Annotated in this window: 17 protein-coding genes; 5 read left to right on the top strand and 12 right to left on the bottom strand. The window is 71.9% G+C overall.

The window, feature by feature from the left end; all coding sequences use genetic code 11:
* Positions 1-71 precede the first annotated feature (71 nt).
* Positions 72-1,157 carry a DUF2332 domain-containing protein gene (locus IOD16_RS01480; protein ID WP_201438594.1) on the bottom strand — a complete coding sequence of 362 codons (1,086 nt, stop codon included), beginning with the start codon at positions 1,155-1,157 and terminating at the stop codon, positions 72-74.
* Between the two features lie 106 nt (positions 1,158-1,263).
* Here IOD16_RS01480 and IOD16_RS01475 point away from each other — a divergent pair, with 106 nt between their 5' ends.
* Positions 1,264-1,944, top strand: coding sequence for a metallophosphoesterase family protein (locus IOD16_RS01475; protein WP_201438593.1), 681 nt, complete (start codon positions 1,264-1,266; stop codon positions 1,942-1,944).
* Positions 1,934-2,773: a chromosome partitioning protein ParB gene (locus IOD16_RS01470; protein ID WP_123744027.1), complete on the top strand. Its 840-nt coding sequence runs from the start codon at positions 1,934-1,936 to the stop codon at positions 2,771-2,773. The genes IOD16_RS01475 and IOD16_RS01470 overlap by 11 nt, the downstream gene beginning before the upstream one ends.
* Before the next feature lie 63 nt (positions 2,774-2,836).
* Here IOD16_RS01470 and IOD16_RS01465 read toward each other — a convergent pair whose 3' ends face one another.
* The 8 genes from IOD16_RS01465 to IOD16_RS01430 form a co-directional block, all read right to left on the bottom strand.
* The gene (locus tag IOD16_RS01465) at positions 2,837-3,808 is read right to left on the bottom strand and encodes a hypothetical protein (protein WP_170184863.1); all 972 of its coding nucleotides are present in this window, start codon (positions 3,806-3,808) and stop codon (positions 2,837-2,839) included.
* 157 nt (positions 3,809-3,965) lie between these two features.
* The gene (locus IOD16_RS01460) at positions 3,966-4,853 is read right to left on the bottom strand and encodes an SDR family NAD(P)-dependent oxidoreductase (RefSeq protein WP_201438592.1); all 888 of its coding nucleotides are present in this window, start codon (positions 4,851-4,853) and stop codon (positions 3,966-3,968) included.
* Between the two features lie 285 nt (positions 4,854-5,138).
* A complete protein-coding gene (locus tag IOD16_RS01455; RefSeq protein ID WP_201438591.1) occupies positions 5,139-6,320 on the bottom strand; it encodes an ABC transporter ATP-binding protein in 1,182 nt (393 codons plus the stop codon).
* A gap of 4 nt (positions 6,321-6,324) precedes the next feature.
* The gene (locus IOD16_RS01450) at positions 6,325-7,170 is read right to left on the bottom strand and encodes a carbohydrate ABC transporter permease (RefSeq protein ID WP_201438590.1); all 846 of its coding nucleotides are present in this window, start codon (positions 7,168-7,170) and stop codon (positions 6,325-6,327) included.
* Entirely contained in the window at positions 7,170-8,126 is a 957-nt protein-coding gene (locus tag IOD16_RS01445; protein ID WP_328809482.1) for a carbohydrate ABC transporter permease, read from the bottom strand. The genes IOD16_RS01450 and IOD16_RS01445 overlap by 1 nt, the downstream gene beginning before the upstream one ends.
* A gap of 8 nt (positions 8,127-8,134) precedes the next feature.
* Positions 8,135-9,391, bottom strand: coding sequence for an ABC transporter substrate-binding protein (locus tag IOD16_RS01440; RefSeq protein WP_201438589.1), 1,257 nt, complete (start codon positions 9,389-9,391; stop codon positions 8,135-8,137).
* A gap of 171 nt (positions 9,392-9,562) precedes the next feature.
* A complete protein-coding gene (locus tag IOD16_RS01435; RefSeq protein WP_201438588.1) occupies positions 9,563-10,108 on the bottom strand; it encodes a general stress protein in 546 nt (181 codons plus the stop codon).
* Between the two features lie 371 nt (positions 10,109-10,479).
* The gene (locus tag IOD16_RS01430) at positions 10,480-11,676 is read right to left on the bottom strand and encodes an acyl-CoA dehydrogenase family protein (protein WP_201438587.1); all 1,197 of its coding nucleotides are present in this window, start codon (positions 11,674-11,676) and stop codon (positions 10,480-10,482) included.
* A 143-nt stretch (positions 11,677-11,819) separates the two neighbouring features.
* Between IOD16_RS01430 and IOD16_RS01425 the strand changes: the two genes are divergently transcribed.
* Complete coding sequence (locus tag IOD16_RS01425; protein ID WP_123744036.1) at positions 11,820-12,116, top strand: DUF4190 domain-containing protein; 297 nt, start codon at positions 11,820-11,822, stop codon at positions 12,114-12,116.
* Here IOD16_RS01425 and IOD16_RS01420 read toward each other — a convergent pair whose 3' ends face one another.
* From IOD16_RS01420 to IOD16_RS01410, 3 genes are all read right to left on the bottom strand, one after another.
* A complete protein-coding gene (locus tag IOD16_RS01420; RefSeq protein ID WP_123744037.1) occupies positions 12,117-12,317 on the bottom strand; it encodes a hypothetical protein in 201 nt (66 codons plus the stop codon).
* Between the two features lie 108 nt (positions 12,318-12,425).
* Entirely contained in the window at positions 12,426-12,998 is a 573-nt protein-coding gene (locus tag IOD16_RS01415) for a GNAT family N-acetyltransferase (RefSeq protein WP_236595104.1), read from the bottom strand.
* Between the two features lie 178 nt (positions 12,999-13,176).
* Positions 13,177-14,136 carry an HpcH/HpaI aldolase/citrate lyase family protein gene (locus IOD16_RS01410; protein WP_201438585.1) on the bottom strand — a complete coding sequence of 320 codons (960 nt, stop codon included), beginning with the start codon at positions 14,134-14,136 and terminating at the stop codon, positions 13,177-13,179.
* Positions 14,137-14,250: 114 nt separating this feature from the next.
* On the opposite strand from IOD16_RS01410, the gene IOD16_RS01405 reads away from it, so the two are divergent.
* Positions 14,251-14,586 (top strand): hypothetical protein, encoded by a 336-nt coding sequence (locus IOD16_RS01405; RefSeq protein ID WP_236594678.1) that lies wholly within the window; start codon positions 14,251-14,253, stop codon positions 14,584-14,586.
* Entirely contained in the window at positions 14,583-15,440 is an 858-nt protein-coding gene (locus tag IOD16_RS01400) for an aminoglycoside phosphotransferase family protein (protein WP_201438584.1), read from the top strand. Before IOD16_RS01405 ends, IOD16_RS01400 begins: the two co-directional genes overlap by 4 nt.
* The last annotated feature ends 29 nt before the right edge of the window (positions 15,441-15,469 follow it).

Below are 15,469 nucleotides of genomic sequence, written 5' to 3'. Positions count from 1 at the left end.
CTGGGTGCTCACCTTTCTCATCGGGTGGCTCGCCACGGTGACCCTGCTGATCGCGACCGGGAGCTGACCGGTCAGTTCCAGGGCGCGGTGTCCCACGTGAACGGGATGCCGTGCCCGACGCCCGTGCCCAGGCGCAGCGAGACGCCCGCCGGCCACAGCTTGAGCAGCAGCCGGAACTCGTACGCGCCCGCGGTGTGCGTGCGGCGCGGTTCGTAGACCAGCAGCGCCAGCGGCGCCACCGGGGTGGCCCGGGAGGCCGCGTCGGCGAGGATCGCCCGGCCCATGGCGCGGTCGGCCGGCGACGCGTACTGCCAGACGACCGAGTGCCACACGACGGTCAGCACGTCGCGCTCCGGGCGGGCGAGCTGCTCGGCCAGCCACTCGGGGCCGGTCGCCCGCCGCACCGGGACGGGGTCGAGCCGGGCCAGCTCGACGGCGGCCTGGAGCCGTTCGAAGCGGGCCCGCTGGTCGGCCCAGACGAACGACGACAGGTGCAGCCGCCCGTCCTCTGTGGACACGTCGACCGGGTTGAGGTCGCAGCCCGCGCGGCGGACCAGGCGCAGGTTGTGGCGCAGGTCGACGGGCGGGCGGCCGGTCCAGCCCGGGTCGAGGGCGAACGGGCTGCCCGGGTCGCCGAACGTCACGCCGTCCACCCGGTAGGCGAGGCGGTGCGGGCGCAGGTTCAGGCCGCCGGACGCGCCGACCTCCAGCAGCCGGATCGGGAACGTGGCGCGCCGGCCCGCCTCGGCCGCGGCCAGGTGGGTGGCGGTCTGCAGGCCGCCGAACAGGGGCGCGCTGCGGCCGGGCTCGTTGGTCTGCACGACCGTGGACGTGACCAGGGCGCGCAGCTCGTCGGTGTGCTCGTGCAGCACGGGCAGCGCGTCGTCCCACACGGTGCGCAGGTCCGGTCGGCCGCCGGCCGTCGGGTAGTGCCTGGCCAGGGTCGGCGCGCGGCCCTCCAGGACGAGCCGGTGCAGGGCGCCCGCGAACCGCAGGCCGGGCACGGTGCCGTGCCGGTCGCACTCGGCGCCCGCCATCACCCGCGCGGTGACGCCGCCGCGGGCCAGGTCGTCCGCCGCGGCCACCAGCAGGGTGCGGGTGAGCGGGCTGTGGACGTCGCAGGCGCGGGACGCGTCGAGGAACAGCTCGGCGAGCACCCTGTGACGTTAACCCGGTTTCCCTTGTGCGGCAGGCGGACGACCGCGGTGTTCACCCTTTCACCGACGAGGTGTCGCCGACCGCGGCAGCGCTTAGGCTCGGTGGGTGCCGAGGGTGCTCGCGGTGGCCGACGAGGTGGTCGAGGCGTTGTGGACCGACCGGGTGCGCCGCCACGACGTCGACCTCGTCGTGGCGGCCGGCGACCTGCCGTTCGACTACCTGGAGTTCCTGGCCGGGGCGTTGGACCGGCCGTGCGTGTTCGTGCCGGGCAACCACGACGTGGACCTGACCGGCTACGCCGACGTGCGCGGCCTGTGGACGAAGGCGGGCCTGCCGGCGCGCTGGCCGGGTCCCGCGGGCGCGGTGAACGCCGACGGGCGGGTGGTGGACGTCGCGGGGCTGCGGATCGCCGGGCTGGGCGGGTCCGTCCGGTACAGCGGCGGGCCGAACCAGTGGACCGAGCGGCAGCAGGCGCGGCGGCTGCGCGGGGTGCTGCGGGCGGCCCGGTGGCGGCGGTGGCGCGACGGGCGCGGGGTGGACCTGCTGCTCACCCACTCGCCGCCGCTGGGCTGCGGCGACGAGCCGGACCCGCCCCACCGGGGCTTCGCGTGCCTGCACGAGGCCGTGCGGCGGTTGCGGCCACCGCTGCTGCTGCACGGGCACATCCACCCGCACGGCCGGGCGAAGCCGGACCGGGCGCTCGGCTCGACCCGCGTGGTGAACGTCGTGGGCTACCGGGTGCTGGACGTCCCCGTGACCCGAGGAGGAGTCGACCGTGCCCCGTGACACCGGTTTCCCGCGGGCGGACGCGGAGCACGACTTCCTGCGCGCCCGCCGCCGCCAGGTGATGTCGCGGTTGGCGGCGTGGCTGCGCCGCGAGCCCGACGACGTGAACATCATGCTGCCGTTCCACGAGGTGGTGGAGGCGCTGGGGATGCTCGGCGAGCGGCGGCTGGGGCTGCGGGTGGTCCGGCTGGACTCGATCGTCGGCAGCGTGGACCGGACCCGCGACTTCGACCGCCGGTTCCGGCCGACGTCGGCCCGGGTGCGCGAGCGGTGGCAGCGGCTGGCGCTGGCGCAGCGGCGGGGCGAGGCGGTGCCGCCGATCGAGGTGTACCGGGTGGGCGACCTGCACTTCGTGCAGGACGGGCACCACCGGGTGTCGGTGGCGCACGCGCTGGGGCTGGAGGTGATCGACGCGTACGTGACGGAGGTCGTGACGCGGATCCCGGCGCACGGCATCCGGCACCGGGGCGACCTGATCGTGAAGGACTACCGGCGGCTGTTCCTGGAGCGGGCGCCGTTGGACGGGCAGGCGCGGGCGGCGGTGCTGCTGTCGGACCCGTGGGAGTACGCGGAGCTGGGCGAGCACGTGGAGGCGTGGGGGTTCCGGCTGATGCAGGACGAGGGCGTGTTCCTGGACCGGGCCGCGGTCGCCGCGCGCTGGTACGCCGAGGAGTACCAGCCGGTGGTGGAGATGCTGCGGCAGGCGGACCTGGTGGGCGACCGCACGGAGACCGAGGCGTACCTGTGGGTGGCGGCGGAGCGGTACCGGCTGATCCGCACGCACCGGTGGGACGCCGACGTCATCTCGACCCTGCGGTCGCGCCGGTGAGCCGCCGCCGGCGCCGCGGGATCGCGGCTCGCGGTGGGCAGGCTGTCGCCGTGAGCCCCGGGGTCATCGCTGGCCTTCGAGCCTGGGCAGCGGCCGGGCCTGGTCCATCACCCGGTCCGTGTAGCTGTCGAGCAGCCGGGTCGCGACCTGCTGGCCGTAGCCGAGGATGACGGCCCACAGCAGCAGGGCGGCCTGGGACGCCACGCCGATGAGACCGGTCGTCACGCCCGCGCCCAGGGCCAGGATGCCGACCACCGCGAGCGCCGCGCCCAGCAGGACCTTGATCATGGCCTGGTAGCCGACCATCACGTACGGCGAGAGGCTGGGTCGGCGGCGCAGCAGCAGGACGACGGCCGAGAGCACCGCGCCGAACGCGCCGAACAGCTGGATCAGCCACACGTCCGCGCCGGCCGCCGACTTGCCCGACGGGCACACCGTCGGCAGCTTCTCCGCGCTGACGCACATCGGCACCAGACCGGGCTCGGTCAGCCCGATCACGCCGAGCGCGGTGTTCACCAGGAAGAGCACCACGGACGTGGCGATCAGCTTGTTGCGCAGCGCCCGCGACCCGGCGTGGGCGAAGTCGGAGGCGTCGAAGGCGGCCCGCAGCGCGTCCACCACGATCTCCCGCTCCACCGCGAGGGGGAACTCGCCGGGCCGCAGCTCCTCCAGCGCGATGCGCCGCGGGTCGTGCTCGTCGAGGTTCTCCGCGACCCGGGCCTTCAGGCCGGGCAGCCGCCCGAGGAACCCGCTGTCCGCCGCCACCACCGCGATCTCGGCCTCGTGCAGCGACCGCCAGGCCCGCTCGATGTGCCACCCGGACCACCACGACGCCACCGTCCGCCACCGCGACTCGGCCCGCGTGACCATGTCCTCGACGACGGCGGCCTCCTGCTCCGCCACCCCGCGCCACTGCGCGCTCTCCTGGTCGAGCGGATCCACGGGTCCGAGCGCGGCGAGGTCGGCCCGCACGCGGTCCAACCGCGACTGCACCACCAGCCGCCAGTCCGTGACCCGGGGAGCGCGCGTGCCCATGTCCAGCATCGTCGCAGCAAGGTCCACCTGTCAGGCGATCACCCGAAGGTGTGACCAGCCGGGCGGATCCGATTCAGCGCGGCGGCAAACAGGTGAAACACGCCGGTCCCGCGCTTCGAAGCGGGGGAAGCGCCGGACGGCACTCCCCCGCTCGACCTCAGGCCGTGCGGCCGGGCTCGACCAGCTCGCGCAGCCGCGGCGGCATGCGCTTCTCCAGGCCGAACGGTTCCAGGTGGGCTTGCAGGACGCCGTCGAACGCCCGCTTCACCGACGCGGTGTCCCAGGTGTCGCTCTCCAGGATCGGCTGCTTGAAGTACGGGTGGCCGACGAGGTGCAGCTGCCTGCCGTTGCACCGGACGATCTGGCCCGTGATGCCGTCGGCCGCGTCGCTGAGCAGGAACAGCACCAGCGGCGCGACCTTGCCGGGGGTGCGGTCGGCGGGGATGGCCCGCAGCGAGCGCTCCGACTTCCACACCATCCGGGTGTGGGCGACCGGGCAGACGGCGTTGACCCGGATGTTGTCCCCTTCCAGGTCGAGCGCCCACGACGCGCTGAGCGAGGCCACCGCGCCTTTGGTGGCCGAGTAGGCGCCGAGTTTGCGCTGGCCGAGGAACGCGCCCGACGAAATGTTCACGATCGAGCCGTGGCCCTGCTCGCGCATCACGCGCATCGCGGCCATTCCCGTGTACATGACGCCCAGGAGGTTGACCTCGACGATCCGCCGGATGGATTCCGGCTCGTCCTCCCACGGCAGTGCCTCGTAGTTGAGCCCGGCGTTGTTGACCAGGCCGTCGACCCGGCCGAACTCGGTCAGGCACATTCCCACGATCTTCTCGGCCTCGCTGGGATCGGCCACCGTCGCCGTGCTCGCCACCGCGCGCCCGCCGTACGCCCGGATGTGCTCGGCCACCTGTTCGGCCTGGTCACCGTCCACGTCGTTGACCACGACCGCGGCGCCGGCCTGCGCGGCGTGCATCGCGTAGGCCTCGCCCAGACCCCGTCCCGCCCCGGTGATCACCACTGCTTTGCCGTCAAGAATCCCCATCTCGCGCTCTTCTCTGTGCTCGGCGGACTCCCCTGCCCCGGCCCTAAACGGCCGGAGTCGTTTCCGCCTCCGCCCAGCGTGGGGATCGCCGGCAGCCGCAGCGCCACACGTGCGACGAGGTGTGGGTTTGCTGCGCTGAATGGCCTACGGAGTTCGTTCCTGCCGATGGTCCGGACTGGTCGGCACCTTCCCGTGACCTCCGGAAACCTCCCGTTGGGCTTCATCGGGAACTGTGAAAGGCCACCCCCGCCGCGCGGTTCGCGCGACGGGGGACGGCGTGGCGGCTCAGCCGCGGTAGGTGAGGTTGCGGCCGGTGCCCGGGTCGAACAGCTGCACCTGGTCGGCGTCGAACCAGATGTCGGCCGGCTCGCCCTCCACCGCGGTGGACGTCGCGGCGATCCGGGCGACCAGCGACACGCCGCCGCCGGGCACGTCGGCCGAGCCCGCGTCGGCGGCGAGCTCGGCCAACTCCGCCGAGGTCGCCTGTTCACCCTGGACGCTGAAGTAGGCGAACTTGTCCGAGCCCATCGACTCCAGCACGTCCACGTGGTTGGTGAACGTGACCCCCTTCGAGCGAACGGCGTCGTCCACCAGTCGGGCGTCCTCGAAGTGCTCGGGCCGCAACCCCATGATCACTTCACGGGGCGCGTCGGCGTTCTCCAGCAGCCCGCGCACCCGGTCGGTGAGCGGCACGTCGCCCAGCGGCGACCGCAGCACGCCGTCCTCCAGCGCCGCGGGCACGAAGTTCATCGCGGGCGAGCCGATGAACCCGGCGACGAACAGGTTGGCCGGGTTGTCGTAGAGGAACTGCGGCGCGCCGACCTGCTGCACCGCGCCGCCGCGCATCACCACGACCCGGTCGCCGAGGGTCATCGCCTCGGTCTGGTCGTGCGTGACGTACACGGTGGTGGTGCCGAGCTGCTTCTGCAGCCGTGACACCGACGTGCGCATCTGCACGCGCAGCTTGGCGTCGAGGTTCGACAGCGGCTCGTCCATCAGGAACGCCTTGGGGCTGCGCACGATCGCCCGCCCCATCGCGACCCGCTGCCGCTGCCCGCCGGACAGGTTGGACGGCTTGCGGTCCAGGTGGTGGGTCAGGTCCAGGATCGCGGCCGCGTCGCGGACCTTCTTCTCCACGGTGGCGTCGTCCACCTTGGCCAGCCGCAGCGGGAAGGCCATGTTCTCCTTCACCGTCATGTGCGGGTAGAGCGCGTAGGACTGGAACACCATCGCGATGTCGCGGTCCTTGGGCGCGCGCTCGTTGACCCGTTCGCCGCCGATGCGCAGCTCGCCGGACGTGATGTCCTCCAGGCCCGCGATCATGTTCAGGGTCGTGGACTTCCCGCAGCCGGACGGGCCGACCAGGATGATGAACTCGCCGTCGGCGATCTCGAGGTCCACGTCCCGCACGGCCACCGCACCGTCGGGGTACTGCTTGGTCACGCTGTCCAGGACGATCTCGGCCATTGCTTCACCCCTTGACGGCGCCGGAGGTCAACCCGGCGACGATCCGACGCTGGAAGAACAACACGAACAGGATGATCGGGACGGTGATCACCACGGCGGCGGCGGCGATCGACCCGGTCGGGTCCTCGAACTGCGAACCGCCGGTGAAGAACGACAGCGCGACCGGCACCGTGCGCGAGCGCTCGGTGGAGGTCAGCGAGATCGCGAACAGGAAGTCGTTCCAGCAGAAGATGAACACCAGGATCGCGGTGGTGAACACGCCGGGCGCGGCCAGCGGCGCGATGACCCGGCGGAACGCCTGACCGGGCGTGGCGCCGTCCATCTTCGCCGCCTTCTCCAGCTCCCACGGGATCTCGCGGAAGAACGCCGACAGCGTGTAGATCGCCAGCGGCAGCGCGAAGGTGATGTAGGGCAGGATCAGGCCGGGCCAGGTGTCGAACAGCCCGAGCGCCCGCTCGATCTCGAACAGCGGCGAGACCAGCGAGATCTGCGGGAACATCGCGATCAGCAGCGACACCCCGACCAGCAGCCGCTTGCCGGGGAAGTCGAGCCGGGCGATGGCGTAGGCGGCCATCGTGCCGAACACGACCGCGATGGCCGTGGCGATCAGCGCGATGCCGATCGAGTTCACCAGCGCGCGGACGAACTCCGTGGTGGAGAAGATCGCCTTGTAGTTGTCGAACGTCCAGGCGCGCGGGATGAAGTTGCCGTCGCCCAGGGTCTCCTTGGTCTTGAACGACAACGACACGATCCACAGCACCGGGAACAGCGCGTACGCCACCACCAGGACGTTGAGGACGGTCCAGCGCGCCTTGCGGCTCGTGGTCACGGCCCCGCCGATGCCCGCCATCAGCGCCTCCCCCCGCCGTCGCCGCCGGGCGCGGCGGTGCCGAACAGCTTCACGAACACGAACGCGATGATCGCCACCGCGACGAAGATCAGCACCGACATGGTCGAGCCGATGCCCAGGTTCAGGCCCTTGATCAGGTTGTTGTAGGTCAGCATCGACACCGACGACGTGCCCTGCGAGCCCGCCGTGAGCACGAACAGGTTGTCGAAGATGCGGAACGCGTCGAGCGTGCGGAACAGCAGCGCCACCAGGATCGCCGGCTTCATCACCGGCACCATGACCTTGGTGAACCGCTGCCACGCGCTCGCGCCGTCCATCGCGGCGGCCTTGAGCAGGTCGTCCGGCACCAGGGCCAGGCCCGCCATCAGCAGCAGGGCCATGAACGGCGTGGTCTTCCAGATCTCGGCCAGCGTCACGACCATGATCGCCGGGATCTTCTGGGTGAGCACCGGCTCGCCGCCGGCGATCGTCTGGGCCAGGTAGCCGGTGCCGGGCGTCCAGGCGTAGCGCCAGGAGAACGCGGCCACGACCGTGACGATGCCGTACGGGATGAGCGTGGACGTGCGCACGATGCCCCGGCCGACCAGGGTCCGGTGCATGATCAGCGCCAGCGCCATGCCGAGCACCAGCTCCACCGCCACGGACACCACCGTGATGAGGATCGTCACCCACATGGCGTTCCACCAATAGGGGTTGGTGAGCACGGTGACGTAGTTGTCCAGGCCGACGAACTCGGTGCGGTCCGGGAACTTCAGGTCGTAGCGCTGCAACGACAGCCAGACGGAGTAGATGATCGGCCAGCCCGCCACGGCGGCCATGATGAGGATCGCGGGCGCGCACAGCAGCAGGCCGAGCCGCCGTTCGGCCTTCTTGCCCTCGCTGAGCGCGGCCTTGGCCCGGGACGACGGCTCCGGTTCGGCGGGGCCCGGACCGGTGGCGCCCGGTTCGGCGTCCAACGCGTGGCTCACGGCAGCACCCCCTTCGAGTCGAGCGCGTCCTGGAGCTCGGCGCGCAGCCGGTCGGCCGTGGGCCGCGGGTCGATGTCGGCGGGCGGCGAGAGGACCGTGGAGATGACCGTCGAGACGTTCTGGTAGGCGGGGGTGCGCGGGCGGACGCTCGCGTTCTTCAGCGTCTCCAGGATCGCTTCCTTCATGGGGTACGGCTTGGCCATCTCCGGGTCGTCGTAGACGGACTCGATGGTGGGCGGCACGCCGTCGTTGATGGCGGCGAACTTCTGGTGCTCCGCGCTGCGCAGGCACGTGACGGCGTCGAACGACTCGTCGGGGTGCCGGGAGAAGGCGCTGACCCCGTAGTTGATGCCGCCGACGGTCACCTTGGCCGGTCCGCCGTCGATCGACGGGAAGGGCGCCCACTTGAGGTTCGGGGCGAGGTCGGGCACGGCCTGGGCGGCGGCGTAGACGTAGGGCCAGTTCAGCTGGAACGCGGCCTTGCCGGTCTCCATGGCGAGGCGGGCGTCGTCCTCGGCGGCGTTGGAGAACGACGGGTCGACCACCTTGGAGGTGGCGAACTGCTTGAGCACCTCGAGCGCCTCGACCGCGCCGTCGTCGATGACCGCCTTGCTGCCGCCGTCGTCCAGTATCTGCCCGCCGGCGGTGTTGACCAGGGTGTTGTAGAGGACGACGAGGCCCTCGTACTGCTTGCCCTGGGCGGCGACCCGGCCGGGGGTCTTGTCGTTGCCGTCCTCTTCGAGCCGCGTGCCCATCTCGATCATCTCGGACCACGTGGTCGGCGGCGTGGGCACGAGGTCGCCCCGGTACCAGAGGAGCTGGACGTTCGTGTTGTCCGGCGCGCCGTACAGCCTGCCCTCGTAGCGGGCGGTCTCCAGCGGCGTCTCCAGCGTGCCGTCCTCGACCTGGGCCTTCGTCGAGCCGGTGAACTCCCTGATCCAGCCGGCCTCGGCCAGCTCGGCGGTCCACGTGACGTCGAGGGCCAGCACGTCCATGTCGTCGTCCCCGGCGGCCAGCCGGCGGACCATCTGCTCGCGCTGGCCGTCCGCTTCGCGCGGCAGCTTGTGGTAGACGATCTCGTACCCGTCGGCGCGCTCGTTGCAGTTGTCGACGATCTTCTGGAAGTTCTGCTGCGGGTACTTGTAGACGTTGATGGTGATCCCGCCGTCACCCGAACCACAGCCCGCCAGCACGGACGACGCGATCAGCGCGGCGCTCCCTGCGGCGGCCAACCGATGACCCTTGCCCCTCATCGGTCCTGCCTCCTCTCCCGACAGCGGAGGAGCCAGACCGCGACGCCCGGCACCCCGTCGTGCCCCACCGCCGGCTGGGCCGAACGGTGGAACGAACGTAGGCCCGGTGATCAGGTGCCGCAACCACCGGAGCCCGGAACGGCGTTACCCGATCCGGTGGTGCGGCAAACCTCAGTCCTTGCCGGCCTTGCCCGCGTCGGAGGGGCGCATGGCGAGCTTGGCGAGCAGGTCACGGCCGCGTTCGGCGGAACGGGGCTGGCAGAGCACGTCGTAGCGGCCCGCCACGAGCTGGCTGGCGCTCTGGAAGTCGCGCTTGCCGCGGGCCGACCCGTACCCGACCGCGGCGAAGATCAGGCCGAAGGCGACGCCGACCCCCAGACCGGCCACGATGGGCCCGAGGCTGGCGCCGGGGCTGGTGTTGAACAGGCTGAGCAGGACGCCGACGAACAACCCGAACCAAGCCCCCGACGCCGCGCCCGTGCCGAGCACCCGGCCCCAGGTGAGGCGACCGGTCACCCGTTCGACGAGCATGAGGTCGACACCCACGATCGTGACCTCCTGGACGGGGAAGTCGTCGTCGGCGAGGAAGTCGACGGCGCGCTGGGCCTCCTCGTAGGTGCCGTACGAGCCGATGGGCCAACCGGTGGGCGGGGTGGGCAGGCGGGGAGGCACCCCGGGTCGGTTCTGGCCGGAGAAGGAACTCGTCACGGTGACCACCTCTTCGCGGTGCTGATCTCCCCATCCTGCCAACAGTGGGCGGGCGGCGCGAAACAGGTCGCCGGGAAGGGTGTGAAACGTGACCTGGCGCGGAGGCCCCGATGGTCCCGCACGCGCCGCGGGGGTCCCCCGACCAGGGGACCCCTGTTCTTGATTCTGCCGGCCGGGACCGACGATGCGCGGCACCCCGGCCCCGGCCTGTGGACAACCCGTCCCGCAGCCGGCCACGCGACCGGGGGCGCGCGGCAGGCCCGGCTGGTGACGGTCCACCGGATCCCGCCCAGGTCCTCGCCGGTGAGCGGAACGGTGCCCGCCCGCCGATCACGGAGGACCTCGCCGGACCCCGGCCCGGCGCAGGACACGCCGGGAGGTCAGCCGCGCGACTGGTAGTCGCGCAGCAGGCCCCGGCTGATGATGGTCTTCTGGATCTCGCTCGTCCCCTCGCCGATGAGCAGGAACGGCGCCTCGCGCATCAGCCGCTCGATCTCGTACTCCTTGGAGTAGCCGTAGCCGCCGTGGATGCGGAACGCCTCCTGGGTCACCTCGGCGCAGTACTCGGACGCGATGAGCTTGGCCATGCCGGCCTCGACGTCGTTGCGCGCGCCCGAGTCCTTCAGCCGCGCCGCGTTCACCATCATCAGGTGGGCGGCTTCGACCTTGGTCGCCATCTCGGCCAGCTTGAACGCGATGGCCTGGTGCTCGGCGATCGGCTTGCCGAACGTCTTGCGCTGCTGCGCGTACTCGATGGCCAGCTCGAACGACCGCAGCGCGATGCCGCACGCCCGCGCCGCCACGTTCACCCGGCCGACCTCGACGCCGTCCATCATGTGCCGGAACCCGCGGCCGGTCCGGCCGCCGAGCACCTGCTCCGCCGGGAGCCGGAAGCCGTCGAAGACCATCTCGGTCGTGTCGACGCCCTTGTAGCCCATCTTGTCGATCTTGCCGGGGATGGTGAGGCCGGGCGCGACCTCGCCGTAGCCCTCGGGCTTCTCCACCAGGAACGTGGTCAGGTTCCGGTGCGCCTTCTCCTCGCCCTCGTCGGTCTTCACCAGCACGGCGGTCAGGTTGGACGTGCCGCCGTTGGTCAGCCACATCTTCTGGCCGTTGACCACGAAGTCGTCGCCGTCGCGCACGGCCCGCGTGCGGATCGCCGCCACGTCCGAGCCCAGCTCCGGCTCGGACATGGAGAACGAGCCGCGCACCTCGCCGGTCGCCATCCGGGGCAGGTACTTCTGCTGCTGCTCGGGCGTGCCGTGCTGCTTGAGCATGTGCGCCACGATGAAGTGCGTGTTGATCACACCGGAGACGGACATCCAGCCGCGCGCGATCTGCTCCACGACCAGGGCGTAGGTCAGCAGCGACTCGCCGAGCCCGCCGAACTCCTCCGGGATGGTGAGCCCGAACAGGCCCATCTCCTTCATGCCCTCGACGATGTCGGCCGGGTACGTGTCGCCGTGCTCCAGCGCCTGGGCGTGCGGGATGATCTCCTTGTCCACGAAGGTGCGGACCGTCGACAGGATCTCCTCCTGGACGTCGGTCAGTCCTGCGGTCCGGGCCAGGCGCGCCATCGCGGTTCCCTTCGTAGCTCACGGGTTACCGGCGAGTATGGACCGGTTAACGCCCGTTCGCGTCACGAGAGTGCTCATCGCCACGCGCTGAACCGAAACAGCGGGTTAGCCTGTGCGCCCGCACGATTCGCAGGGGGATCCGCATGTCGCAGCCGTACCGACCGCAGCCGGGCTACTACCCGCCGCCGACCGCGCAGACGAACGGGATGGCGATCGCGGCGCTGATCACGGCGTTCCTGTTCTCGCCGGCGGGCATCGTGCTGGGCATCGTGGCGCGCAAGCAGATCCGGCGGACCGGTGAGCAGGGCTGGGGCATGGCGACCGCCGGCCTGATCATCGGCGTGGTGCTCACCGTGCTGTGGGTGCTGGCCGCGGTGCTGTGGATCGTGCTGGTGGTGTGGCTGTACCGCGAGGCCGGGAACCTGCCCGCGCCGCGCTGATCAGGAGGCGCGCAGCTCCAGCTCGCCACCGCAGTGGCGGCACACGTCGGCGAACACGTGGACGTCGTGCGAGCAGGCGGGGCACGGCCGGAAGCTGCGCTCGACCAGGTCGTCGTGGCGGCGCTGGAACAGCCGCCTGCGCGGCGTGCGATGTCTGGACACGCCCACCACCATGCACACGCGGCCCACCATGATCGCCACTCGGCGCCGCTGGTTGTGGGCATGCTCACCGCCGGGGTCGACAGCCCGCCACGCCGCCGTGACTCCGGGTCACGGCGGTCACGGCGGTCACGGTCGGCGCCGGACCCGTCAGAGCCGGACCTGCCAGTGCCTCCCCCGCCGGGGACGCCAGTGCCGTCCCCGGCTGGGGCGCGCCGCGACGAGGGTCGGTTGGAGCTGGGCGAACTCGTACGCGGTGATGCTCATCCGCACCACGTGGTCGACCCACCCGCGCGGCAGCTCGGTGTCGCGCGGGCGGTCCTCCTCCCGGAAGCCGAGCGCGCCGTGCAGGGTCAGCGAGGCGGTGTTGCCGGCGTGCACGCCGACCTCGCACTCGCCGTAGCCGCGCTCGTCGAACATGAACGCGAGGAGCGTGGTGATGGCGTCGGCGGCGTAGCCGCAGCGCCGGTGCTGCGGGCCGATCCCGATGCCGTAGCTGAACCGGTCGGAGCGCGGGTCGGCCTGGCCGGTCCACAGCGAGCCGACCAGGATCCGGCTGTGCAGCGTCTCGATCGCGAACTGGACGCCACCCCCGGCGTCGACCGCCCGGTGCGCCGCCCAGTGCCGGTACCCGCCGACCCGCGGGGAGCCGCCGCGCGCGGCGGCGCGGTCGAAACCGGTCAACGTGTGGCGGTCCGCGGGGACGACGGCGCGTAATCGCACCTGCCGCCCCGTCAGGCCCGCCGGAGGCGCCGCGTCGTGACCGACCGCCGGGCGCGAGAGGAGCGGACGCGTGATCATCGGCGACGATGCTAGCGGTCCACCCCGCCGCACCGTAAGCACCGATCCCACCGGTCCGCCCCCACTCCACGACCGCGGCCGACGGCGAACGGGTGGCGGATCAGTCCTCCGGCGGCGACCACATGTTCGTGCGCGACATGCCCGCGGCGCGGCCCTTGGACGAGATGACCAGCGCCATCTTGCGCGACGCCTCGTCGATCATCTCGTCGCCGAGCATCACCGCGCCCCGCTTGCCGCCCCGCTCGGAGGTGAAGTAGTCGTACGCGTCGAGGATGTTCTCGGCGTGGTCGTAGTCCTCCTGCTTCGGGCTGTACACCTCGTTGGCCGCGTCGATCTGGCCCGGGTGCAGGACCCACTTGCCGTCGAACCCGAGCGCGGCGGAGCGGCCGGCCACCCGGCGGAAGCCGTCGACGTCCCGGATCTGCAGGTAGGGGCCGTCGATGGCCTGCTTGTCGTGCGCGCGGGCGGCCATCAGGATCTGCATCAGGATGTAGTGGTAGGCGTCGCCCACGTCGTAGCCGGGCGGCTGCTCGCCGACGACCAGCGACTTCATGTTGATCGACGCCATGAAGTCGGCCGGGCCGAAGATGATCGTCTCCACCCGCGGCGACGCGGTGGCGATGGCGTTGACGTCGATCAGGCCGCGCGCGTTCTCGATCTGCGCCTCGATGCCGATCCGCCCGACCTCGTAGCCCATCGTCTTCTCGATCTGGGTGAGCAGCAGGTCCAGGGCGTGCACCTGCTGCGCGGTCTGCACCTTGGGCAGCATGACGCAGTCGAGGTTCGCGCCCGCGCCCTCGACGACCTCGGTGACGTCGCGGTAGGTCCACTCGGTGGTCCAGTCGTTCACCCGGACCACCCGCGTGCGGGAACCCCAGTCGCCCTCGTTCAACGAGGCCACGATGGTCTTGCGCGCACCCGGCTTGGCCAGCGGCGCGCACGCGTCCTCCAGGTCGAGGAACACCTGGTCCGCGGGCAGCGTGCGAGCCTTGTCGATCATCTTCTGGCTCGAGCCGGGCACGGCCAGGCACGAGCGACGGGGGCGCTGCTGGTCGACCACTGGGGGTACCTCCTCGTACCGGCCGGTAACTACTGTGGGTCGAAGGGTGGCACGCCCGCATACCGCCCGCTATTTCGTGAGTCACGGCTCACAGGCGCGTGGCAGGCTGAACCGGTGGAGATCGAGCAGGTGCTGGACAACGCGCTGCGCAAGGCCGCCGCGGTGTGGATCCGACCGGACGGCCACGAGCCGCGACTGGTGTGGGCGCTGTGGCGCGACGGGGCCGTCCTGGTGGCCGTCGGCGGCACGGAGCAGCAGGTGCCGGGCCTGGCGGACGGCGTCGCGTGCACGGTCACCGTCCGCTCCCCCACCACCCACTCCCACCTGGTCGACGCACGGGCCACGGCCCGGCGCGCCGACCTGGACGACGACTCCGCGCAGGCGTTGAGAGCCGCCCGCCTCAACGGCCGCCCGGACTGGGACGACGTCTACCGCCTGGAGCCCGCGTGATCACCGTCCCGGACGGTTTCGGCGCGATCCTCGGCGACCAGGCGCGGGAGTGGCGGGCCGCGCTGCCCGCGCTGGCCACGAAGTGCTGCGCGCGCTGGCGCCTCACCCCGGACGGCGACCTGCTCCACGGCAACGTCGCCGTCGTCCTGCCGGTGCGCCGCGCCGACGGCCACCCGGCCGTGCTCAAGCTCACCTGGCTGGACGACGAGACCCGGCAGGAGCCGGCGGCGTTGCGGGCGTGGGACGGCCAGGGCGTGGTGGCGCTGCTCGACCACGACGACCGGGACGGCGCGCTGCTGCTGGAACGCCTCGACCACACCCGGTCGCTGCTCGACGCGCCGATCGAGGAGGCGCTGGCGGTCACCGGCGGGTTGCTGCGCCGGCTGCGCGTCCCGGCCGGTCCCGGGCTGCGCCGCCACGAGTTCCCCGACCTGGTCGCGGAGAACGCCGCGCTGGGCGGCCCGCTGCCGGCCGCGCTGGTCGAGCAGGCCCGCGAGCTGGGGCGCGACCTCGCCGGGACGGCCGGGAACACGCTGGTCAACCAGGACCTGCACTACGAGAACGTGCTGCGCGGCGACCGCGAGCCGTGGCTGATGATCGACCCGAAACCGCTGGCCGGCGACCGCGAGTTCGGCATGATCCCGTTGCTGTGGAACAGGTTCGGCGAGCTGGCCGGCGACCGCGGCCTGCGCGACCGGTTCGCCGCGCTGTGCGACATCGGCGAGCTCGACGGCGGGCGGGCCCGCGCCTGGACGTTCTGCCGCGCCGTCGACACCTGGCTGTGGTGCCTGGAGGGCGGGTGGGACGGGATGGCCGTCGCGGTCGAGGCGATCAGCCGCGCGTTCCGCCCCTAGGTCCACAGTGGAACGCAGCGGCGGAGGAC

Source organism: Saccharothrix sp. 6-C, from assembly GCF_016695385.1.
In the GTDB taxonomy this organism is placed as follows: Bacteria; Actinomycetota; Actinomycetes; order Mycobacteriales; family Pseudonocardiaceae; genus Actinosynnema; species Actinosynnema texasense.
This window is presented reverse-complemented; position numbering and strand designations above follow the sequence as displayed.